This is a genomic window from Streptomyces albipurpureus, from assembly GCF_023701525.1.
Lineage (GTDB): Bacteria > Actinomycetota > Actinomycetes > Streptomycetales > Streptomycetaceae > Streptomyces > Streptomyces albipurpureus.
The window spans coordinates 358,219-378,140 of sequence record NZ_JAMQAW010000006.1 but is presented as its reverse complement, the minus strand read 5'-3'; the positions used below and the strand labels follow the sequence as shown (position 1 = coordinate 378,140).

The 19,922-nt window shown below is 70.0% G+C and carries 19 protein-coding genes; 11 read left to right on the top strand and 8 right to left on the bottom strand.

Going from position 1 to position 19,922, the window contains the following annotated elements; all coding sequences use genetic code 11:
• Positions 1 to 76 precede the first annotated feature (76 nt).
• Genes NBG84_RS06705 through NBG84_RS06695 form a run of 3 tightly spaced genes read right to left on the bottom strand, consistent with a single transcriptional unit; the run spans position 77 to position 2,389 of the window.
• Complete coding sequence (locus NBG84_RS06705) at positions 77 to 877, bottom strand: ABC transporter ATP-binding protein (RefSeq protein ID WP_425608585.1); 801 nt, start codon at positions 875 to 877, stop codon at positions 77 to 79.
• 43 nt (positions 878 to 920) lie between these two features.
• Positions 921 to 1,787 carry a zf-HC2 domain-containing protein gene (locus NBG84_RS06700; protein ID WP_250918351.1) on the bottom strand — a complete coding sequence of 289 codons (867 nt, stop codon included), beginning with the start codon at positions 1,785 to 1,787 and terminating at the stop codon, positions 921 to 923.
• Complete coding sequence (locus tag NBG84_RS06695) at positions 1,784 to 2,389, bottom strand: RNA polymerase sigma factor (RefSeq protein WP_250918350.1); 606 nt, start codon at positions 2,387 to 2,389, stop codon at positions 1,784 to 1,786. Before NBG84_RS06695 ends, NBG84_RS06700 begins: the two co-directional genes overlap by 4 nt.
• 375 nt (positions 2,390 to 2,764) lie before the next feature.
• Between NBG84_RS06695 and lon the strand changes: the two genes are divergently transcribed.
• Positions 2,765 to 5,176 carry an endopeptidase La gene (gene lon / locus NBG84_RS06690; protein ID WP_250918349.1) on the top strand — a complete coding sequence of 804 codons (2,412 nt, stop codon included), beginning with the start codon at positions 2,765 to 2,767 and terminating at the stop codon, positions 5,174 to 5,176.
• Between the two features lie 234 nt (positions 5,177 to 5,410).
• Positions 5,411 to 6,250: a pentapeptide repeat-containing protein gene (locus NBG84_RS06685; protein WP_250918348.1), complete on the top strand. Its 840-nt coding sequence runs from the start codon at positions 5,411 to 5,413 to the stop codon at positions 6,248 to 6,250.
• Between the two features lie 79 nt (positions 6,251 to 6,329).
• Here the strand turns inward: NBG84_RS06685 and NBG84_RS06680 are convergent, their stop codons facing one another.
• Positions 6,330 to 7,199: a lysozyme gene (locus NBG84_RS06680; RefSeq protein WP_250918347.1), complete on the bottom strand. Its 870-nt coding sequence runs from the start codon at positions 7,197 to 7,199 to the stop codon at positions 6,330 to 6,332.
• 233 nt (positions 7,200 to 7,432) lie between these two features.
• On the opposite strand from NBG84_RS06680, the gene NBG84_RS06675 reads away from it, so the two are divergent.
• Entirely contained in the window at positions 7,433 to 7,915 is a 483-nt protein-coding gene (locus tag NBG84_RS06675) for a MarR family winged helix-turn-helix transcriptional regulator (RefSeq protein ID WP_250918346.1), read from the top strand.
• Between the two features lie 673 nt (positions 7,916 to 8,588).
• Here NBG84_RS06675 and NBG84_RS06670 read toward each other — a convergent pair.
• Positions 8,589 to 9,377 (bottom strand): hypothetical protein, encoded by a 789-nt coding sequence (locus NBG84_RS06670; protein WP_250918345.1) that lies wholly within the window; start codon positions 9,375 to 9,377, stop codon positions 8,589 to 8,591.
• 372 nt (positions 9,378 to 9,749) lie between these two features.
• Here NBG84_RS06670 and NBG84_RS06665 point away from each other — a divergent pair, with 372 nt between their 5' ends.
• Genes NBG84_RS06665 through NBG84_RS06645 form a run of 5 tightly spaced genes read left to right on the top strand, consistent with a single transcriptional unit; the run spans position 9,750 to position 15,417 of the window.
• Positions 9,750 to 12,542: a sensor histidine kinase gene (locus NBG84_RS06665; RefSeq protein WP_250918344.1), complete on the top strand. Its 2,793-nt coding sequence runs from the start codon at positions 9,750 to 9,752 to the stop codon at positions 12,540 to 12,542.
• Positions 12,539 to 13,021: a roadblock/LC7 domain-containing protein gene (locus NBG84_RS06660; protein WP_250918343.1), complete on the top strand. Its 483-nt coding sequence runs from the start codon at positions 12,539 to 12,541 to the stop codon at positions 13,019 to 13,021. The genes NBG84_RS06665 and NBG84_RS06660 overlap by 4 nt, the downstream gene beginning before the upstream one ends.
• Positions 13,018 to 13,458, top strand: coding sequence for a DUF742 domain-containing protein (locus NBG84_RS06655; RefSeq protein ID WP_250918342.1), 441 nt, complete (start codon positions 13,018 to 13,020; stop codon positions 13,456 to 13,458). The genes NBG84_RS06660 and NBG84_RS06655 overlap by 4 nt, the downstream gene beginning before the upstream one ends.
• Complete coding sequence (locus tag NBG84_RS06650; RefSeq protein ID WP_425608580.1) at positions 13,439 to 14,122, top strand: GTP-binding protein; 684 nt, start codon at positions 13,439 to 13,441, stop codon at positions 14,120 to 14,122. The genes NBG84_RS06655 and NBG84_RS06650 overlap by 20 nt, the downstream gene beginning before the upstream one ends.
• 38 nt (positions 14,123 to 14,160) lie before the next feature.
• On the top strand, positions 14,161 to 15,417 hold the full coding sequence (locus NBG84_RS06645) for a styrene monooxygenase/indole monooxygenase family protein (protein ID WP_250918341.1): 1,257 nt from the start codon (positions 14,161 to 14,163) through the stop codon (positions 15,415 to 15,417).
• On the opposite strand, the gene NBG84_RS06640 is transcribed toward NBG84_RS06645, so the two are convergent.
• Together NBG84_RS06640 and NBG84_RS06635 are read right to left on the bottom strand one after the other, a co-directional pair.
• On the bottom strand, positions 15,369 to 16,235 hold the full coding sequence (locus NBG84_RS06640) for a coiled-coil domain-containing protein (RefSeq protein WP_250918340.1): 867 nt from the start codon (positions 16,233 to 16,235) through the stop codon (positions 15,369 to 15,371). The two genes, NBG84_RS06645 and NBG84_RS06640, sit on opposite strands and share 49 nt — an antisense overlap.
• A 127-nt stretch (positions 16,236 to 16,362) precedes the next feature.
• Positions 16,363 to 16,647: a hypothetical protein gene (locus NBG84_RS06635; RefSeq protein WP_250918339.1), complete on the bottom strand. Its 285-nt coding sequence runs from the start codon at positions 16,645 to 16,647 to the stop codon at positions 16,363 to 16,365.
• Positions 16,648 to 17,012: 365 nt separating this feature from the next.
• On the opposite strand from NBG84_RS06635, the gene NBG84_RS06630 reads away from it, so the two are divergent.
• Positions 17,013 to 17,741, top strand: coding sequence for an SMI1/KNR4 family protein (locus NBG84_RS06630; protein WP_250918338.1), 729 nt, complete (start codon positions 17,013 to 17,015; stop codon positions 17,739 to 17,741).
• Positions 17,742 to 17,750: 9 nt separating this feature from the next.
• Here NBG84_RS06630 and NBG84_RS06625 read toward each other — a convergent pair whose 3' ends face one another.
• Positions 17,751 to 18,479: a TetR/AcrR family transcriptional regulator gene (locus tag NBG84_RS06625; RefSeq protein WP_250918337.1), complete on the bottom strand. Its 729-nt coding sequence runs from the start codon at positions 18,477 to 18,479 to the stop codon at positions 17,751 to 17,753.
• Positions 18,480 to 18,734: 255 nt separating this feature from the next.
• Between NBG84_RS06625 and NBG84_RS06620 the strand changes: the two genes are divergently transcribed.
• Both NBG84_RS06620 and NBG84_RS06615 read left to right on the top strand, forming a co-directional pair.
• Entirely contained in the window at positions 18,735 to 19,640 is a 906-nt protein-coding gene (locus NBG84_RS06620; RefSeq protein ID WP_250918336.1) for an ADP-ribosylglycohydrolase family protein, read from the top strand.
• Between the two features lie 87 nt (positions 19,641 to 19,727).
• A complete protein-coding gene (locus NBG84_RS06615; protein WP_250918335.1) occupies positions 19,728 to 19,901 on the top strand; it encodes a hypothetical protein in 174 nt (57 codons plus the stop codon).
• The last annotated feature ends 21 nt before the right edge of the window (positions 19,902 to 19,922 follow it).

Genomic DNA, 19,922 nt, shown 5'->3' with positions numbered 1-19,922 from the left:
CCGGCAGCCGGGCCCCCTCGCGGTAGCAGACCCGGGTCCCATTCGCTGCCGTCCGACTGCCGGCATGGAGCGCGGTTCACTGCTTCCCCCTGGTGACTGCGTCGCGATGGGCCCGTAGGGCCGCCGTGTATCCCCGCTCGATGGGGCTGGACGGGCTGGATGTCTGGGGGGAGTCGGCGGGCGAACCCGCGCCGGAGGCCGTCGGGTCGGCCGTACCGCCCAGTTCGGTCAAGGACGCCGTCGTTCCCCGGTAGGCCACCCGTCCCGAATCGATCAGCGTCACCTGGCCACAGGCCACCGCCACGTCCTCAACGAGATGGGTGGAGACGATCACCGTGGAGGTGGCGCCCAACTCACGCAGCAGTGCTCTGAACTCCACGCGCTGTTCGGGGTCCAGACCTGCCGTCGGCTCATCGAGCAGCAACAGGTCCGGCTCATTCACCAGGGCCTGCGCGATACCCACCCGGCGCGCCATTCCGCCCGAGAGCGTTTTGACCTTCGCGTCGAGACGGCCCGCTAGGCCGACCCGCTCCACCGCCCGTTCCACCGCGCGGGGAACCGAGTGCGCCGGCATCTCCTTCAACCAGGCCACATAGGAGACGAACTCCCGGACGGTGAAACCCGGGTAGTAGCCGAACTCCTGGGGCAGGTACCCCAGCCTCCGCCGCACCTCGGTGCGCTCCTGGTGCGCCGAGATGTCGAGGCCCAGGAGTTCGATCCTTCCCTCGGTCGGCGGTGCGACCGTCGCCAGTACCCGGATCAGGGAGGTCTTCCCCGCCCCGTTCGGCCCGAGCAGTCCGTGGACGCCTGTGTCGAGGTCCAACTCGACGGCGTCCAGCGCCACCGTGCGACGGTGCCGTACGGTCAGCCCCGCCACCCTGACGCCGCTGGTTGCGGCACCTATCCGCGCACTCACGGCCTCACAGCCTCTCCATGTGGTCGAACGATGAACGGCGTACGGCGAGTAGGCCGCCGCACACCACGGCAGCCGCCGCCCAGCCGCCTTGGACACCCGGCCCGGTCACCAGCTGCGAGAGCTGTTCCCCCAGCCCCTGCGGCAGGGCGGGCAGCGCCGGCAGCAGCACCACGGCGAGCCAGCCAGCGCCCAGCGCACCGGCGGCGAGCCGGCAGCCGATGTACGAGCCCAGTGCGAGCGTCGCCACGGTCAGTGCCAGCCCGGGCAGCAGCCAGGCCGCGGCGCCCGGCACCCTGGGCGAATCGCCCGCCCGGGGCATCAGCGCCCCGGCCGCCGTCAGCAGCGGGACGCTCACCGCCAGCACCGCCGCGGTCCGGGTCAGCAGCAGCCGTAGGCCCCCGGACGGGGTGGCCGCGACGATCTCGTACAGCGGGTCGGCGTGACGCCCGTAGGACAGGGCCACTCCGGCAAGCGGTAGCGCCGGCGCAAGCGCCAGCAACAGCGGGTGGGCCCAGGCCAGGTCCATTCCGTACGCGAGTCCCAAGGCGCCGCCCGCCGTGAGCACGACCGCCAGCAGCCAGGCACCCCGCAGGGCGGGGCCGGCCGCCCAGACCATCCGCGCGGTCCACGGCACCCGCGTGGGAGCGGCGGTCGCTTGTGCCAGCACCGCCATCCGCACCTGATCGAGCACCGGGCCCGCCGCACCCCTGAGCACCGAGGCGGACACCCGGGCCGCGCACGGTCCGCACGATTCGATATGGGTCTCCAACGACCAGGCGTCGGGCTCGGGCGCCGAGCCGTCCGCGTACCGCCGGGCCTGTTGCTCGTCCACATGCCAGTCGGCGTGGTGCCGACCCTGCCCGTGGCTCATGCGATCCCTCCCAGCGGGTTGGTGTCCGGGGCGAGTTGGGCGAGCGCGGCCCGTAGTTCGCGGCGGGCCCGCAGCGCCCGGGTCTTGACGGTGCCCTCGGGTATTCCGAGGAGCCGGGCGGTCTCCCGGGTGGTCAGACCGTCGATGACCGTGGCGCGTAGGACATCTCGCAGTTCGGGCGAGATGCGGTCCAGGGCAGCCCCGACATCGCCGTACTCAAGCCCCGCCAGCACCCGGTCCTCGGCGGACGGCGCGGGCTCGCCGGCGTAGGAGGTCTCCGTGTCGACCGGGGTGGGGACCGCGGGGCACTCCTTGGCCCGGGCCCGCCCCGCGTCCACCAGGCGGCGGGCCGCGATCACCCAGAGCCACCCGCCGGCCGCGCCGCCGCGATGTGATCCGGCGGAACGCCAGACGGTGACAAAGGTGTCCTGGAGGACCTCGCGCACGGTCTCGGGATCAGCACAGCGGCGGCTCAGCCGGATGTGGAGCCAGCCCGCATGGCGGTCGTAGAGGGTGGCCAGCGCATCGGCACTGCCGCGGGCGACGGCCTGGAGCAGCTCGGCGTCGTCCGGGGCCCGCGCCGTCTCCGCCGCTTCCACCACCCCGGCTGGTTCCGCAGTTCCCGACGGTGCGGCAGCGCGCCGGGGCCCCCAGCGCGACTCCCGGCGGGTCCCCGGTACTGCCCCCTGTCGGGTGGCACGCCAACCGGCGGGTGCGGTGCCCGGAGTGTCCGGCCCCGGGTGCGATGACCCTGGCCGTGGCTCCCTCTCTGATCCCCCTGAGGGGCGGTTCCCTCTCACACCCCTCTATCGCCCGCAGCGCGGCTTTCGGTTCACGGTAGAGAGAAAGAACCAGGTCAAGACGGTTTCCCGGGTGATCGCCGACAGCGAACAGAATCTCGGGAACATCTCACCGGCGCCATGCATTGAGTGGTTATTGAGTCTTCAGAGCTCAACTTCACTGCCTAAGGGGAGATCATGGCTGCTGAGTCCCAGACGTTCACACCGCTCACCCTGCCCGTGCTGCCGCTCGATGACGAGGTTGTGCTGCCCGGAATGGTGGTGCCGTTGGACCTGACCGACACCGAGGTGAGGGCCGCGGTGGAGGCCGCTCAGGCCGACGCCCGCTCTGACAGCAGCAAGCCCACGGTGCTGCTTGTTCCTCGGGTGGACGGCCACTACGCGGGGATCGGTGTGCTCGGGACCGTCGAGCAGGTCGGAAGGCTCTCCGACGGGGATCCCGGCGCACTGATCCGCGGCCGTGGCCGAGTGCGCATCGGCGCCGGCACCACGGGCCCCGGTGCCGCCCTGTGGGTCGAAGGCACCCGGATCGATGAGACGGTGCCCGACCCGCTGCCCGGCCAGATCACCGAGCTGGTCAAGGAGTACAAGGCGCTCGCCACCGACTGGCTGAAGAAGCGTGGGGCCTGGCAGGTCGTGGACCGGGTCCAGCAGATCGACGATGTCTCCCAGCTCGCCGACAACAGCGGATACTCACCGTTCCTGACCACCGCCCAGAAGATCGAACTGCTGGAGAACACCGACCCGGTCGCCCGCCTCAAGCTCGCCACCGAGCAACTGCGGGAGCACCTCGCCGAACAGGACGTGGCCGAGTCCATCGCCAAGGACGTCCAGGAGGGCGTCGACAAGCAGCAGCGGGAGTTCCTGCTGCGCCGCCAGCTCGAAGCCGTGCGCAAGGAACTGCGTGAGATCAACGGCGAGGCCGGTGAGGACGAGTCCGACGACTACCGGGCCCGGGTCGAGGCCGCCGACCTACCGGAGAAGGTGCGCGAGGCCGCACTCAAGGAGGTCGAGAAGCTGGAGCGCGCCAGCGACCAGAGCCCCGAGGGGTCATGGATTCGCACCTGGCTGGACACCGTCCTCGAACTGCCGTGGAGCGAGCGCACCGACGACGAGTACGACATCCAGGGCGCCAAGGCCATCCTCGACGCCGAGCACGCCGGGCTCCAGGACGTGAAGGAGCGGATCACCGAGTACCTGGCGGTGCGCAAGCGCCGTTCCGATCGCGGACTCGGAGTCGTCGGCGGACGGCGCGGCGGAGCCGTGCTGGCCCTCGTCGGCCCGCCCGGTGTGGGCAAGACCTCGCTGGGTGAGTCCGTCGCCCACGCGATGGGACGGAAGTTCGTCCGGGTCGCGCTCGGTGGCGTACGGGACGAGGCCGAGATCCGCGGTCACCGGCGTACCTACGTCGGCGCGCTCCCGGGCCGGATCGTCCGTGCCATCAAGGAGGCCGGCTCGATGAACCCGGTGGTCCTGCTCGACGAGATCGACAAGGTCGGCTCGGACTTCCGGGGTGACCCGGCAGCGGCCCTCCTCGAGGTCCTGGACCCCGCGCAGAACCACACCTTCCGTGACCACTACCTGGAGGTCGAACTCGACCTGAGCGATGTTGTCTTCCTGGCCACCGCCAATGTGCTGGAGGCCATCCCGGAGGCCCTGCTCGACCGGATGGAACTGGTCAGGCTGGATGGCTACACCGAGGACGAGAAGGTCGTCATCGCCCGGGACCACCTGCTGCCCCGTCAGCTGGAGCGGGCGGGCCTGGAGCAGGACGAGATCGTCCTGGAGGACTCGGCGCTGCGGAAGCTCGCCGGCGAGTACACCCGCGAGGCGGGTGTGCGAAACCTGGAGCGCTCCATCGCCAGACTGCTGCGGAAGGTCGCCGCCCAGCATGAGCTCGGGGACCGGGAGCTGCCGTTCACCATCGGCGCGGAACAACTGCGCCCGCTGATCGGACGGCCGCACCATGTGCCGGAGTCGGCGCAGGACCCGGCCGAACGCCGTACCGCCGTGCCCGGTGTCGCCACCGGACTCGCGGTCACCGGCGCCGGCGGTGACGTGCTGTTCGTCGAGGCGTCGCTGGCGGATCCCGAGACGGGAGCCTCCGGGCTCACCCTCACTGGGCAGCTGGGCGATGTGATGAAGGAGTCGGCGCAGATCGCGCTGAGCTTCCTGCGCTCGCGCGGCGCGGAGCTGGAGCTACCGGTCGGCGACCTCAAGGACCGGGGCGTACACATCCACTTCCCGGCGGGTGCGGTCCCCAAGGACGGCCCGAGCGCCGGCATCACGATGACGACCGCGCTCGCGTCGCTGCTCTCCGGACGCCAGGTGCGTACGGATGTGGCGATGACCGGTGAGGTCTCCCTGACCGGTCGGGTGCTACCGATCGGCGGCCTGAAGCAGAAGCTGTTGGCCGCGCACCGGGCGGGCATCACCACCGTGGTGATCCCCAAGCGGAACGAGGCGGATCTGGACGATGTGCCCCAGGAGATCCTGGACACTCTTCAGGTGCATCCGGTGACGGATGTGCGCCAGGTGCTCGATCTGGCGCTGGCCCCGGCGGACGTTCGGGTTCCCGCCGCGGCGTGAACCCCTGACGGACCTGGGTGGGCCCCCGACCCACCCAGGCCGCCGGTCCGTACGGGCTTGATCCATCCCCCAGCGAAGGGGCCGACTCTCCCCGGCGGCCCCTTCGCTCCGCTCTGTGCGCCATCCGCACACCACGGAACACCCGACGGAACAGCGGGAGGCGGTGCCACCGGGCCGGTGCCGCCATCCTCGATCTGGGGCGGGAGCACTCCCCGGAGCACGGACAATAGCGGGATGAAGTCCCCTGACCAGCAGACCAGCACCCATCAGCTGCGGGCCGACTGTGCCAACTGCTTCGGCCTCTGCTGCGTTGCCCTCCCCTTCAGCCGCTCCGCTGACTTCGCCGCCGACAAGAAGGCCGGCACCCCTTGCCCCAGCCTCAACACCGAGTTCCGCTGCTCGATCCACACCCGACTGCGCCCCAGCGGGTTCAACGGCTGCACCGTGTACGACTGCTTCGGGGCGGGCCAGAAGGTCTCCCAGATCACCTTCGGAGGTGAGGACTGGCGTCGGCATCCGGGCGCCGGCCCCCAGATGTTCACGGCCTTCCCGGTCGTACGACAGCTGCATGAGCTGCTCTGGTATCTGACCGAAGCCCTCACGCTGGCCCCGGCCCGTACCCTCCACCCCGAACTACGGGATCTGCTCGCGGAAACCGAGGAGCTGACCCTGCTGGGACCCGAGGAACTGGTCGCGCTCGATGTCCCAGCCCACCGCCAGCGCGTGAACGTCCTGCTGCTGAGCAGCAGTGAGCTGGTCCGGGCCGAGGTCCGGGGGACGGGCAAAGGACGCCGTCCGAAGGACCGCAGGGGCGCTGACCTCATGGGCGCCCGCCTCCGCGGGGCCGATCTGCGGGGAGTCAGTCTCCGGGGCGCGTATCTGATCGCCGCTGACCTGCGCCGGGCCGATCTGCGTCAGAGCGATCTCATCGGGGCGGACCTGAGGGACGCCGATCTGTCCGGGGCCGATCTCACCGGCGCGATCTTCCTCACCCAGCCGCAACTCAACGCGGCCAAGGGCGATGGCACGACCAGGCTGCCGCACGCGTTGGACCGCCCCGCCCACTGGTCCTGACCGGGGCCGGGATCAGGGGGAAGCACAGGGCGGTCCGGTCCCTGGTGGGTTCGGGGCGCTGAGCGACGACTGGTTCCGGTCAGCCGTTCGCCAGCGCCACGACTCGGTCGAGTGCGCCGTTGAACTTGTTGTGGTCGCCGACGAACGGTCCGGACGAGGTGTACTGCCACATGGTCTGGACGGACCAGCCGGCCGGCAGGGTGCCCGGGGTGGTGTTGTACCGGGCGATCCACAGCGGATTGACGGCACCGAACCCGGCGTAGTCGCCGGTGCACTGGGTCCACCAACTCGTCGCCGTGTAGATCACCGCGTCCCGTCCGGTGCGTGCCCTGTACTGGTTGAGGAAGTTCCTGATCCAGGTCACCATCCCGGACTGCGACTTGCCGTAGCAGGCGTCTCCGTATGGGTTCCACTCGATGTCGAGCGCTCCCGGCAGGGTCTTCCCATCCGGCGACCAGGCCCCGCCACGGTCGACGAAGTAGTCCGCCTGCGCGGCGCCGGTGGCCGTGTCAGGCGTGGCGAAGTGATAGGTGCCGCGGATCATTCCGCTGTCATGGGAGCCGTCGTACTGCTGGGTGAAGTAGGGGTTCTTGTAGTAGGTGCCCTCCGTGGCCTTGACGTAGGCCCACTTCACACCGCTGGCCCAGAGTGCCGGCCAGTCGACATTGCCCTGATGGCTGGCGACATCGACGCCTTCCGTCTGAGTGGCCTCCGGCTCAAGGCCGCGCTGCTCGGGCGGTAGCGCGCCCTGCCCGTCATGGGCGACGACGCCCATGCCGAGATGGGCCGATCCGCGCGGCGGGGGAGTCTCACCCGCGGCGGCGACGGAGGAAGAGGAGAAGAGGAGGGAGAGGGCGATGAGAAGGACACCGGACGTTGTTATGAACGGGCGGCGGAAGCTCCTCATCGAGGGATGGGGGCGTGCTGTTCCGAATCTGTCCACGGGCATAGCGTGCCCCTGAAGCGCATAAAGAGGATTTTCTGCATCGATGTCATGACATACCTAGATGGGTTAATTTGGTGTGGGCATGCCATTCGATGGGTTGTGTGCCGGAGCGGAGCCGGGAACGGGCTCTGAAGGGCCGCCGCTGGTCTATGCCTGCGAAATACTGACCGCGCTGCGGCGATGACCGGCCCCGGCGAGGACGCCTGTGAACGGGAAAGCCTACGAGGGGTGTTGACGTGCAGAGAAGCGGTACGGGGAGTGAAGCCGAGCCCCGCGGTACGGATGGTGTCGACCATGTTTTCCTGGCGCTGGAGAAGGAGTTGGCCGTATTCCTGCGCCGCGCTCGTGCGTCCTCGGGGGAAATGGCCCGTGCGGTCCATCCCGGATTGGAGCCCGCCGCCTATGGGTTGCTCGTCCAGCTGGAGGCGACGGGGGTGCAGCGCGGGACGGATCTCGCCGTGTACTTCGGCGTCGGCAAGGCGACGATGAGCCGTCAGCTCCGGGCGCTCGAAGAGGTGGGGCTGGTGTCGAGGGAGCCCGATCCGGCCGATGGCCGGGCATCACTCGTACGGCTCACGGAAGAAGGTCTGGAGCGATTCCGCCGAGTGAGGGATGCCCGGCGGGAGACCTATGTCCGCAAGCTGGCCGACTGGGACCGTGGGGAGATCGCGGAACTGGCCAGACTGCTGCACGAGCTGAACGTCAGCGCGGAATCCTGACCTGACGTGGGCGGTCGCCGGGTCGGCGTCCGCCCCGAGGCGCGCGGGTGCCGGGACGTTCCTTGGGACTCGCCCGTTCCGCCCCGAGGCGCGAGGGCCCCAGGGCATTGCTCGGGCCTCTCGCCGCCACGGCGCCGCGATCCAGCGGACGTCTCGCCCATCACGGAGTTCGGCCAGGTGTTCCGCAGCGGGCCGCTCTGCCCCTGAGCGCCCGCTCCCGGCCGCCGGGATCGGGGCGGACGGGAGCCTTCACCCTGGGAACGGCCGGGAGCACGCCCTCGCCTTGGGAGCGCTGGGAGCGCTGGGAGCGTCGGGGCCATGGGACCCGGACCGCTGACCCGTCCGGCCGCCTGGAGGCGGCCCAGACTCCGGGGGATGGATGAGCGCCGCCAACCGGTCCCGCGTTCAGGGACGGAACTAAGGAAGGAACCAGGGGCGGAACCCCAGATCCCGGGCAAGCGTCATCAAGGGGGGCGGTAGGCCGGTGGAGGCTGGCGGGCTCGTCGGCCCTGGGCTCCCGGATCGCGCCTCCTTGGCCTGGGCGCTCCCGGATCGCGTGGCCCCTGACCCGGTCACCCGGTGGTTCGCACGGCGCTCTGGGACCCCGGCCCCCCCGGTCTGCCCGGCGGGAGCCGCCAACCCCGCCGGAGCGTCCCGAGGGCTGGGAACGGCCCTAGAGCTCCGCGAAGACCACCGCGGCGTCATCGTGCAGCTTCCAGCGGATCACCGTCGTACGCTCCAGTGCCGCCGTCTCCACCGCCCGTACCCGGTCGATCAACCCCTGCGCCCCTTCCTTGCGCAGCACCCCCAGGCACTGGGTCCAGCTGCCCTCCTCGAACATCTCCACCCAGCGTGAAGCCCCGTCCGTCAGGGCGGCCAGGGCCCGGACGCGCTCCCTCGGTGTGCGGCCCGCCACCGCGTGGACCGTGACGCCGGGATCGGCCGCCGCCGTGAAGAACCCGCCCTCCGCGTTGCGCAGTCGGTCCGCCGACTCATGGGTCCGCAGGAGCTCTCGGGGCAGCCGGTCGATGCGATCGTCCAGAATCGCCCGTACTCCGCCCTCCGGGGACTCCAGCAGCAGCACCGAGTCCGAGAGCACCAGATGTTCCACGTCCTGCGAGGGGCCACCCCAACGGGCCATGACCACCGTCGCCTGAGGCGTTCTTACGTGAGAAAGGTCACAACTGTTTCGGTGAACATCGGCGGTGCGTCGGATTGCCGTGGCGAGAACCTCGGTCAGAGGGGCATCTAGCTGGGAAACGGACAGTTCGAGCAGGGTGCCGCCCAATCGAGCGGTAAACCATGGGACTCCATGCTCACAGCCGTAGTCACCCTCGGGCGGGGTCACTCCATCAAGGACGATGAGTGCTCCACCCTGCCCCGACGCCGGCAGGGCCACGGATGCCCAGTCCTCGTTGGGGCGTTCGGGTGAGCCGGGCGAAGTGGCGAGTTCGATGCGCATGACACTCAGTCTGCATGAGTCGTTCACGTTGCCTGCACAATCGCGCAAACGATCCGTACGGCCAGGTCAGGGGGTGTGACTCGGTCCTGAATGGTCAATGAGCGAAGCTGCGGGCGCGCATCCTGTCAAAGCCCGGCCGGAAGATCCAGTCAGTGTCCATTCCCGGCACGTGACGGCAACCGAGAGGAGTTGTTCGCCAACTCCCTGGTGTTGTTCACTCGTTCAGGTGGCGGAGCGGCCGATGTGCACCTCCCTCCCAAATGCACTGGAATGGTCTTAAGTCATACCAGGGGTGGGGTCAGGTGTATGACCGGTCGTCATCTCTGCTTCAAGGTCAAAGGGCGGACGAGTCAAGCAGGATTGCGAGCACCGGTGCAGAAGAAGCGGCCTCAGGCCCCCCTGGTCCCTGAGACGTTCCAGGCACAGTCCGCCCCGCCGGCCCCGGCTGCGCCAGGCCGGGCCAAGCGCGTACGCAGCAGGCTGGTCGCGGGAGTGGCCGTCGTCAGTCTGGTCGTCATCGGCGCCGGGCTGCCCGGAGTCCTCGCGGTGTCGGCGGAGCTGAGCGAGTCCCAGCGACTGGTCGAACTCGCCGAGCTCAACCGGCAGGCCGTCACACTCGCCCACTCGCTCGCCGATGAGCGCGACGAGGTCACCGCCTACATCGCCGCAGGGCGTGAGGAGCAGGAGGCCGGGGCCGGCGACAAGGACCGGCGCGAGGTCACCGCAACCCGCAGCGCCCGGGTGGATCGTCAGATAGACGAGATCACCGAGGTCATCCCCGATGGGCGCGCCGAACTCCGGCGCGAACTGGCCGCCGTGCCCTCGGTACGGCGTGACGCGATGACCGGCAAGGGCACGGCGGTGGAAGCCCACCGCGCGTACACCGCCGTCATCACCGGGCTGCACGCGCTCGCCGTGGAACTCGCCGACGAGACTCCCTCCCGCGCCCCCGGTGCGACCGCTGCCACCCGTGCGCCCGCGGCACTCGGTCTCGCCGTCGAGCAGGCATCGGCGGCCCGTGGGCTGCTGCTGGCCGCGCTCTCGGTCCCGGCCGGGGAGACCGAGGAGAGCCTCGACCCGATCAGCGGGCTCCCCGTCGAGCAGGAGACCGACGAGTCCAAGGCCGCCGACGAGATCCGTGACGTCCTCAGCGCCGCCGCCCAGCAGTCCCGGGTGCGTGAACAAGCCGCACTGGCCGACTTCGACCAGGCAGCGGGCAAGGACGCCCGTGAGTCGCTGGCCGCCACGGTCACCGGTGCCGAGGTCAAGACAGCCGAGAACTATCTCGCCAGACTCACCGACCAGCCCCAACTGTCCGCCGGCGACCGCAAGTCCAACCGGGAGAAGCTGGAGTCGTCGCTCACCGCCCGTATCGAGTTGATGCGTGGGATCGAGTCCTCGCTCGCGTCGGAGCGGATCGTCAGCTTCGAGCAGCTTCGTGACGACGATGTCACCGCGCTGGAGATCCGGGTCGGACTGCTCGGCGGCACCCTGCTGTTGACGATCGGCGCACTGGCCGCCATCGCCCGCACCCTCACCCGCCCGCTCGCCGTACTGCGGATCGGCGCGGCCCGGTTGGCGAACGCGCCCGAGTTGGAAGACCCGGTGCGCTTCACCGGTCGCAACGATGAGTTCGCGCAGGTCGTACGGTCCCTCAACGCCCTGCACGGAAAGGTCGTCGAACTCGGCGACCGGGCCGAACGGCTGGAGGGCGACCGGGGCGAGTTGGCCGGCTCGCGCGATGCGGTGGCGGCCCAGCTCAGCGCCGCTCGGGCCGAGATGCGCCAGCACACCGCCCAGCTCACCGCCGAACTCGAACGCCTGCGCCACACCGTCGACCACACCTTCGTCAATCTCTCCCTGCGCACCCTCGGCCTGGTGGAGCGGCAACTCGGCGTGATCGAGAAGCTGGAGGAGCGGGAGCAGGACCCAGAGCGTCTCGCCACTCTCTTCAAGCTCGACCACATGGCCACCGTCATGCGCCGCCACAGCGAGAACCTGCTGGTCCTCGCCGGCGCGGAACACGGCCACAGCCACACAGGGCCGGTTCCGCTCGTCGATGTGCTGCGGGCCGCCGTCAGCGAGATCGAGCGGTACGAGCGCGTCGTCATCCAGTCGCTGCCCCCGCATGTCCAGGTCGCCGGCTTCGCCGCCGATGACCTCAGCCACCTCGTCGCCGAACTGTTGGAGAACGCCACCTCGTTCTCGCCCCCGGAAGCCCAGGTCGAGCTCTCCGGCTGGCTCCTGGAGAGCGGCGAAGTGATGCTCTCGGTACAGGACGGCGGCATAGGGATGACCCCGGGACGGCTCGCCGAGCTCAATGCCCGGCTGGCTGACCCCGAGACCTTCGAGGCCGCCCCGCCGGTGGCTTCCGGTCGGGACGCCGAGGGCCTTGGACTGCGGGTCGCCGCGCTGCTGGCCGCCCGCCACGGTGTGCGCGTACAACTGCGCGAGCAGGCCCAGGGCGGGGTCGCCGCAGTCGTGGTGCTCCCGCAGGGGCTGCTGCCCAAGGCATCACCCGTCGAGGGCCGTGGCCGTGCCGGCGACTCCGGCACCGGGTTCCACCTCCCCGGGTCGGTCGCCGAGGCCAACTCCAACGCCCTGCCGAGCTCTCCGCGCCAGCCGCTGCCCGCACCGCCTGCCGGACCGCCTGCCGATCCGCTGGTCGATCCGCTGGTGGAGGCCGCCGAGGCCGCTGTGCGGGCCGCCGAGCCGGAAGTGCACGAGCGGGCCGCCGACAGCGTGCCGGACTCCCACGCGCCCGATGAGCCCACCTTCGAGATGCGGCTGCCGGAGTTGGAGCAGTATCCGGTCATGCCCGGCCAGGCGACACCCTTTGGCTCGCCCGAGCCGGTAGCGTCGGTTCCCGAGCCGGCCGGTGAACCCGAGCCGGCCGTGGCGCCCGGACCTGTCGCGGGTCCCGCGCCGGTGTGGGACCGGGTCACCGACAAGGGCCTGCCCAAGCGCACACCCAAGATCGTCAAGCCCGCAGCCGCACCAGGCGAGCGGACCGGCAGCGTTGACGCCGAAGACCTGCGCCGCAGGCTCGGCGGCTTCCAGCGCGCTGCCGACCAGGGCCGACGCGAAGCCGAGGCGCAAGTGGCCCAGAGCGCGCGTAAGGCGACAGAAGAAGCGGGGGACACAGTCGAGGAGGCACGCAGTTGACTGCGACCAGCACGTTCGGCCTGAGTAGCGAGGCCCGCAATCTGCACTGGTTGCTCAGCAATCTGGTGGAGGAGGTGCCAGGTCTGCGCTCGGTGGCCGTCGTATCGTCCGATGGGCTGCTGCTGTTGTCTTCCGACCCGGCCCAGAACGCCGCACCCATCGGGGGCGGCCACCAGGACGGCCCCAAGGGCTCCAGCGCCGACCTCGCCACCATCGTCTCCGGGATCGGCAGCCTGACCATCGGCGCCGCCCGGTTGATGGACGGCGGCGGCGTCAAGCAGACGATGGTCGCCATGGAGGACGCCTGCGTGTTCATCATGTCGATCAGCGACGGCTCACTCCTGGGCGTCCATGCCGAGGCGGACTGCGACATGTCCGTCGTCGCCTACCACATGGGGCTCTTCGTGGGCCGGGCCGGACATGTGCTCACCCCCGAACTCCGCAGTGAGTTGCGCCAGACCCTGGAGGGGGTCCGATGACCGCCTCCGGGCCGCTGGGCCCTGACGTTCCCGCCGGTATCGGCCCCTCGGGGTTGCCGGTACGCGGTGAGAACCGCCGCCCCGCCCGGGTGCGGCCCTACTCACTCACCGGTGGTCGCACCCGTTTCGGCCATGTGCTGTTGGTGGAAACGTTCGTGGCGGCCATCGAAGCGCCCCCCGAGCGTCCCGAGCTCCCCAAGGGCGATCTGTCCTCCCGGGTGATGCCCGAACTCCAGGCCATCGTCGAGCTGTGCCGCCGGATGCGTACCGTCGCCGAGATCTCGGCGATCCTCAAGATGCCGCTCGGTGTCGTCAGAGTGCTCCTGAGCGATCTGGCGGACCAGGGAAAGATCCGTGTATATGGCACCGGGCACGCCCCCGGACGCCCTGAACGCGCACTGCTGGAAAGGGTGCTGAGTGGACTCCGCCGCCTCTGAGACTCTGCTTGCCCAGAACCACCCCGAGCAGCAGCGCGACCCCTGTCCGGATACCGCCCCCGGCGGCTCCATAGCCGCCGACGAGGGCCTCCAGGCGTGGCAACTGGACCACAACCGCGCCCCCACCGCCGCCAAGATAGTCGTCGCCGGCGGTTTCGGTGTCGGCAAGACAACGTTCGTCGCCTCGGTCTCGGAGATCACTCCGCTCCAGACCGAGGCGCTGATGACCCAGGCGAGCGAGGAGACCGACGACCTCGCGTCAACGCCGGAGAAGCTCACCACCACCGTCGCCATGGACTTCGGCCGGCTCACCCTCGACCGGGATCTGGTGCTCTACGTCTTCGGCACGCCGGGACAGCAACGCTTCTGGTTCATGTGGGACGACCTGGCGCGTGGCGCGGTCGGGGCGGTCGTGCTCGCCGACACCCGGCGGCTGTCCGACTGCTTCCCGGCACTGGACTACTTCGAAAGCAGTGGGCTGCCGTACATCGTCGCGGTGAACCACTTCGACGGCTCGGAGATGTTTGAGATCGAGGACGTGCGGGAGGCCTTGACCATACCGGTACATGTACCGATTGTGATCATGGACGCGCGCAGGCGAACCACCGTTGTCGAGTCACTTCTGGCTCTGGTGAGCCTTGCGCTCGATGCCACCCCCGAATAGTCCTTGCTAGCTCTGCCCAGACGAAAGAGACTCCCCGGATGCGGAAGATACTCATAGTCGGAGCCGGTCAGTCCGGTCTCCAGCTCGCCCTCGGCCTCCAGTCGAAGGGTTACGAGGTCACCTTGATGTCCAACCGCACGGCCGATGAGATCCGCTCCGGCCGGGTCATGTCGACGCAGTGCATGTTCCACACCGCCCTCCAGCACGAGCGCGACCTGGGGATCAACTTCTGGGAGTCCCAGGCCCCCAGGATCGAGGGCCTCGGCGTGTCCGTCGCCGGGCCCGAGTCACAGCGCCTCATCGACTGGGTCGGCAAGCTCGACGGCTACGCCCAGTCGGTGGACCAGCGGGTGAAGATGGCCGGCTGGATGGAGACCTTCGCCCAGCGCGGTGGACAACTCGTCATCCACGGAGCCGCCGTCGGCGACCTTGACTACTTCTCCCGCACCTACGACCTGGTGATGGTCTCCGCGGGAAAGGGCGAGCTGGTCTCGATGTTCGGCCGGGACGCCACCCGCTCCCCGTACGACGCCCCCCAGCGCGCCCTGGCCGTCGCCTATGTCCACGGTCTGGGGCCGCGCCCGGAGCATCCCGAGTTCGACGCGGTCCGCTGCAACCTCGTACCGGGGGTCGGTGAGCTCTTCGTGATGCCGACCTTCACCAACTCCGGTCGCGCCGACATCCTGTTCTGGGAGGGCGTTCCGGGCGGTCCGCTCGATGTCTTCCAGGGAGTGAAGGACCCCTCGGAGCATCTGGCCCTCACCCTGGAGCTGCTGGAACGCTTCCTGCCGTGGGAGTACGCCCGCGCCACCAAGGTCGAACTCACCGACGCCGGCGGCACCCTCGCCGGACGGTACGCCCCCACCGTACGCAAGCCGATCGGGCAGCTGCCCGGCGGCGGTCTGGTGCTCGGTGTCGCCGATGTCGTCGTCGCCAACGACCCGATCACGGGCCAGGGCTCGAACTCGGCGTCCAAGTGCGCCACCGCCTACCTCGACTCCATCGTCGAGCACGGCGACAAGCCGTTCGACGGGGACTGGATGCAGGCCACCTTCGACCGCTACTGGGAGACCGCGCAACACGTCACCAAGTGGACCAACGCCATGCTCGCGCCCCCGCCGGAGCACATCTTGAACCTGATCGGCGCGGCGGGTCAGCTCCAGCCGGTGGCCGATCGCTTCGCCAACGGGTTCAACGACCCCGCGGACTTCGAGAACTTCTTCTACGACCCCGCGGCCACCGACGCCTATCTCGCTGAGGTCGGGGCCGCGGCAGCCGCCGGGTCGGCCGGGTAGTCAGTCTCAGCGGACTCATCCGCCGCGGCCTCCTCGGGAGGCCGCGGCGGCTTCGCGCCCAGGAGGAGCCTTCCTTCCTCCAGGGCGGTGAGCGAGGCGAGCTGGGTGGGCGACAGCGAGGCGAGCAGCTCCTCGATCGCCTTCAGCCGGGCGGCGGCCGTCTCCCGGGCCTTCTTCTGCCGTGCGGCGAGCACCAACTCCCGCTCGTACGCCTTGCGGGACGCGGTGGCCAGCGCGGCAGCGCGTCGGGTGTCCGATGTGAGCCGGGCCATGGTCGCCAGCCGATCGGCCGCGACGCGCTCCCAGAGATGGGTCGCGTCGACGGCACGCTGGGGGTCCCGGCTGAGGAAGACCCGGAGGTATCGCGACAGCTCACCGAGCTCGGACCGTCCTTGATACTGCTCCCGCGCGATCCGTCCCACCTCGCCCCGGCTGTCCGCCAGAGCGTCGCGCGCGGCACTGAGCCGCTGTCCGACCCGGATGGTCGCGGTGCGTTGCGCGATGAGCTGCCGCCTGGCTGTGCGGTAGTCGGCTTCGGCCGCTTCAGCCGTGCGATAGAGGCCCCCCAGCCGGCTGAGCGCGGAGGCGACGGTGAGCGGCGCGGCCCCAGCGGCTCCCTCCGGGGGCGTGGGCTCGTCGTCGGCCGGGGTGCGCCGGGCGGCTGGCTCGCTCTCGCTGGGCGCTGGCGCCGGTTCGGCGGCCCGAGTGGCGGCCGCGGGCCAGACCTCCGGCTGACCGTGAGTGGTCAAAGGCCCCGCCACCGGTACGGCTCCCACGACCACCGCCATGCACAACGCACCCAGCAATCTGCCTGACACACCATCACCTCCGGTCAAGGAGTGGTCCATCCACCCTGAGCGGATGCTGTGTCCCGTGGCCCGCCCCCGCCTCCCGGGTGACCGGATCGGCGCAACGGGGTCACTCCTGCCGGGGGAGTCGCGCCGACTACGGCGTGTCGGCTCGCCTCTGGGGTTTTGACCAGGGCCATTTCAGTTCCCGCCGCTCCTTGCCGTCGGGGGCGTACTCATACCTCCAGCCGCGCTGGAGCCCCAACCTCTTGGTGTACCCGGAGGGCACCCGACGGTAGGCGTGGACGACGGCGATGGTCCCGTCGTCGCCCGGTACGGGGATCTCGTACCACTTCGGCGGATGCCCCGTGTGCCCGACCAGCACCGGCAGTACCTGCCCATCAAGGGGGCCCCCGACAAAGAGGGTTTCTTCTGCCTTCACCTCATGACACCACCATGGAAATCCGCGGGCGGTCAGCCCGATCCTGATTCTGCGAGAGCAGTAGCTTACGTGCGTCACTCCCAGCGCAGAGGTGACCGCAGCCGCACATCACCCGGGGCATCGTGACCGTGGCGAGTGGCTGACGCGGCAAGGCGGTGGGAGTGGGGGAGGTTTGGACGATCGCCGAGGAACCCGACCGTCGCGGGGTCCGACTCATTCCGACTCATTCCGACTCATGTCGGCGGGAGAGCCCTGGGCGGACACCTCCACCCGGTGGGAACGGCGGGCTCTGCACGCACCGCCGCGCCTGCCCGTCAGGAATCCGACCTGAAGTCGGCTCATAGCCCCGCCTATGCTCTGGAGCTATGACCCAGGAGTTCGATCTCGCTGCGCGCCTTCGTGCAGGACTGCCCGACCGTGCCGCCGCATGGGAGCTCGTCAAGGACTACGCACGGCACTGGGTCAGCCCGCTCGCCGATGACGACGGTTGCGGCCAGGAGGAGCTGGACGCGGCCGAGAGCCGGCTCGGGGTTCGGCTGCCAGGGGCGTTGCGGGAGGCCCAGATGCTGCTGGGGCGGCGCGATGACCTCATCCGCAACCACAATCGGCTCCTCACCCCCGCTCAGCTGTTCATCGACACCGACGGCGAAGCCCTTGTCTTCCACGAGGAGAACCAGGGCGTCGCCCTGTGGGGCGTACTGCTGGCGGATCTCGATCAGATCGACCCCGCCGTCTTCGTCCGGGTCGATCTCGCCGACAAGGAGAGCGAGAAGTGGGAGCCCTGGCTCGATCGACTCTCGCTGTCCATGGTGGAGATCGTGCTCTCGGAGTCGTTGCAACTCCCCGATGGGCTCAGCGACTTCATGGACGAGGTCGAGGACGGACATCTGGAGGCGCTGGAGGCGGATTTCACCCGGCTGCCGTTTCCGCTCATCGAGGACAGCCGCTGGTACGTCGGCGAGGATGTGCTGGTGCGTGAGGACGGTCGGGCCGTCCTGCACGCCCGTGCTCGTTCGAGTCAGGCCCTTGATCGGCTGCGCGATCGACTTCCCGGGTACTGGATCGAAGACGACCGGGAGGAGTTGGACGACTGAGGGCGTGGGCTAGAGGAGCCGGGAGGCGCCCGAGACCACCGGCAGCATCCCGCGCGCCAGTCTGCCCACCGGGCTGTGCGGGCGCTCCAGCACCATCAGGCCCCCGATCGCCCCGGCGACGTCCTCGTCGGTTGCCGCCGACACCGCCAGCAGCGCGATCAGATGGTCCACCAGCCAGGCCCGCAGCTCATGGGCCGGGGGCTGCTTCCCCTCATCCAGCCAGATCAGCGATGAGGCCTCCACCACCGCGATCCAGGTGCGTACCAGCATCCGCAGTCGGGGCCCGGGGCGATCCGCGCCCAGATGCGACAGGATCTGCTCGGCCGCCGCCCTGCGCACACCATCCACGATGGTGTCCGTACGGGAGGTCTCCACCACACTGCCACCCCGCAGGAGCGCACTGAATCCCGCGTCATTCTGATCGACGAAGACCAGATAGCTGTCAAGGACCCGAGCCAGTCGTTCCGTGGGAGGCCCGGACTGCGGTTCGGTGAAGCACCGCTGCAGCACCTCCGCCGCCGAACGGAGGGCGGTCTCGTACAACTGCGGCTTGCCACCCGGGAAGTAGCGGTAGACCAGGGGCCGGGAGACACCGGCCGCCGCCGCCACATCGTCGAGTGATACCTCGTCCGGCGCCCGATGGGCGAAGAGCCGCAGTGAGGCCGACAGCAGTTGACCGCGTCGTTCCTCAACGCTCAGCCGCCGGTATCCACGGGTCGCCGGCACGGGAGTGGTCATGTCTCGCAGCGTAACCGCACCGGTTGGTGTGTGGGCCTTAGCGGAGAAGGCTCTCATGCAAGCAGGCCCGGAGCGTTGCCGGATCCCGCGGCCGGGGCCTTGAAGCACTCCGCCGGGGGTCGGGCCGTCGTCCCCGGCCGTGGCCGCGGTCGCAGAGCGGCTGGCACGAGATCGCTCGCTGGAACGGTGGAGTGGGCTCTGTCCGGAGTCGATAACGGATGTACGCCCGGGGCTCGTTACGGGACGATGGTGGGCATGTCGGTGACTGAGAACCAAGCCCATGGTGAAGATCGTGAAGCCTCCCGCCGCAGCTTGGAGGGGCTTGCCCTCGGCGACGCATTCGGGGAGCGCTGGTTTCCCCTCTTCCGCGACCGCGAGCAGGCGTTCGCCGATATCCGGGCCCGCCGCGCCCCGCAGGAGCCCGAGTGGCACTGGACCGATGACACCGCGATGGCGTTGGCGATCCACCAGGTCCTGGAGCGGTTCGGCACCATCGACCAGGAGCGGCTCGCCGCCTGCTTCGCGCTGACCTTCGACGCCGACCCGGGCCGTGGCTACGGCAGCGGGATGCACGATCTGCTGCCGCTGCTCCTGGAGACCCCCGAGGAGTGGCGCGTCCAGGCACCGCTGCTCTTCGACGGTGGCAGCCTGGGCAATGGCGCCGCCATGCGGGTGGCACCGCTGGGCGCGTGGTTCGCCGCCGATCTGGCGGAGGCCGCCCGACAGGCCGAGCTCTCGGCGCGGGTGACCCACGCCCATCCGGAGGGCGTCGCCGGAGCGGTGGCGGTGGCGATCGCCTCGGCCCTGTCGGTCCGTGGAGAGCTCACGGTGCGGGCGGTGGCCGACCAGACCCCCCAGAGCACCGTCCGCGACGGTCTGCTTCGGGCGGCCGAGCTCCCCGCGGAGACCGAGCCCTGGAAGGCCGCGGACATTCTCGGCAGCGGCCAGCGCATCCGGGCCGATGACACGGTCCCGTTCGCGGTATGGACCGCCGCCCGGCATCCGGACGACCTGGAGGGCGCCCTCTGGTCGACGGCCGAGGGGTTCGGCGATGTGGATACGACCTGTGCGATCACGGGCGGGATCGTCGCCGCGCACACGGGGACCGGGGGAGTGCCGGCCTCCTGGCTGGCGCGACGGGAGGCCCTTCCCGGAAGGTGAGTCCGAGTCCCCACTGAGGTCCCCCGCGGTCAAGGACGGAGCGTCGCTCACTCGTACGCGAGGGCAGGCATCCCCCACTTCTGGCGGGTGGAGAGGAACGACGGCCTGCCCGTCGTCCATGTCTATGAGCTCGACCGTGCCACCCGCGCCTGCGGGATCACCGGCATTCACCACAAGCAACTGCGGATCGACCGCCCGTTCCCCCTCGATGTGGATCTCACCTCGGTGGGGCAGCGGCGCGGTCGGCCCTCCGCGGACTAGCCACTGATCCGGCGGCCACGC

What these genes read in the sequence shown, in the direction of transcription:
- NBG84_RS06625 (WP_250918337.1), bottom strand. Translation starts at nt 18,479, where the DNA reads ATGACCACTCCCGTGCCGGCGACCCGTGGATACCGGCGGCTGAGCGTT.
- NBG84_RS06620 (WP_250918336.1), top strand. Translation starts at nt 18,735, where the DNA reads ATGTCGGTGACTGAGAACCAAGCCCATGGTGAAGATCGTGAAGCCTCC.
- NBG84_RS06680 (WP_250918347.1), bottom strand. Translation starts at nt 7,199, where the DNA reads ATGCCCGTGGACAGATTCGGAACAGCACGCCCCCATCCCTCGATGAGG.
- NBG84_RS06685 (WP_250918348.1), top strand. Translation starts at nt 5,411, where the DNA reads ATGAAGTCCCCTGACCAGCAGACCAGCACCCATCAGCTGCGGGCCGAC.
- NBG84_RS06655 (WP_250918342.1), top strand. Translation starts at nt 13,018, where the DNA reads ATGACCGCCTCCGGGCCGCTGGGCCCTGACGTTCCCGCCGGTATCGGC.
- lon (WP_250918349.1), top strand. Translation starts at nt 2,765, where the DNA reads ATGGCTGCTGAGTCCCAGACGTTCACACCGCTCACCCTGCCCGTGCTG.
- NBG84_RS06670 (WP_250918345.1), bottom strand. Translation starts at nt 9,377, where the DNA reads ATGCGCATCGAACTCGCCACTTCGCCCGGCTCACCCGAACGCCCCAAC.
- NBG84_RS06630 (WP_250918338.1), top strand. Translation starts at nt 17,013, where the DNA reads ATGACCCAGGAGTTCGATCTCGCTGCGCGCCTTCGTGCAGGACTGCCC.
- NBG84_RS06700 (WP_250918351.1), bottom strand. Translation starts at nt 1,787, where the DNA reads ATGAGCCACGGGCAGGGTCGGCACCACGCCGACTGGCATGTGGACGAG.
- NBG84_RS06645 (WP_250918341.1), top strand. Translation starts at nt 14,161, where the DNA reads ATGCGGAAGATACTCATAGTCGGAGCCGGTCAGTCCGGTCTCCAGCTC.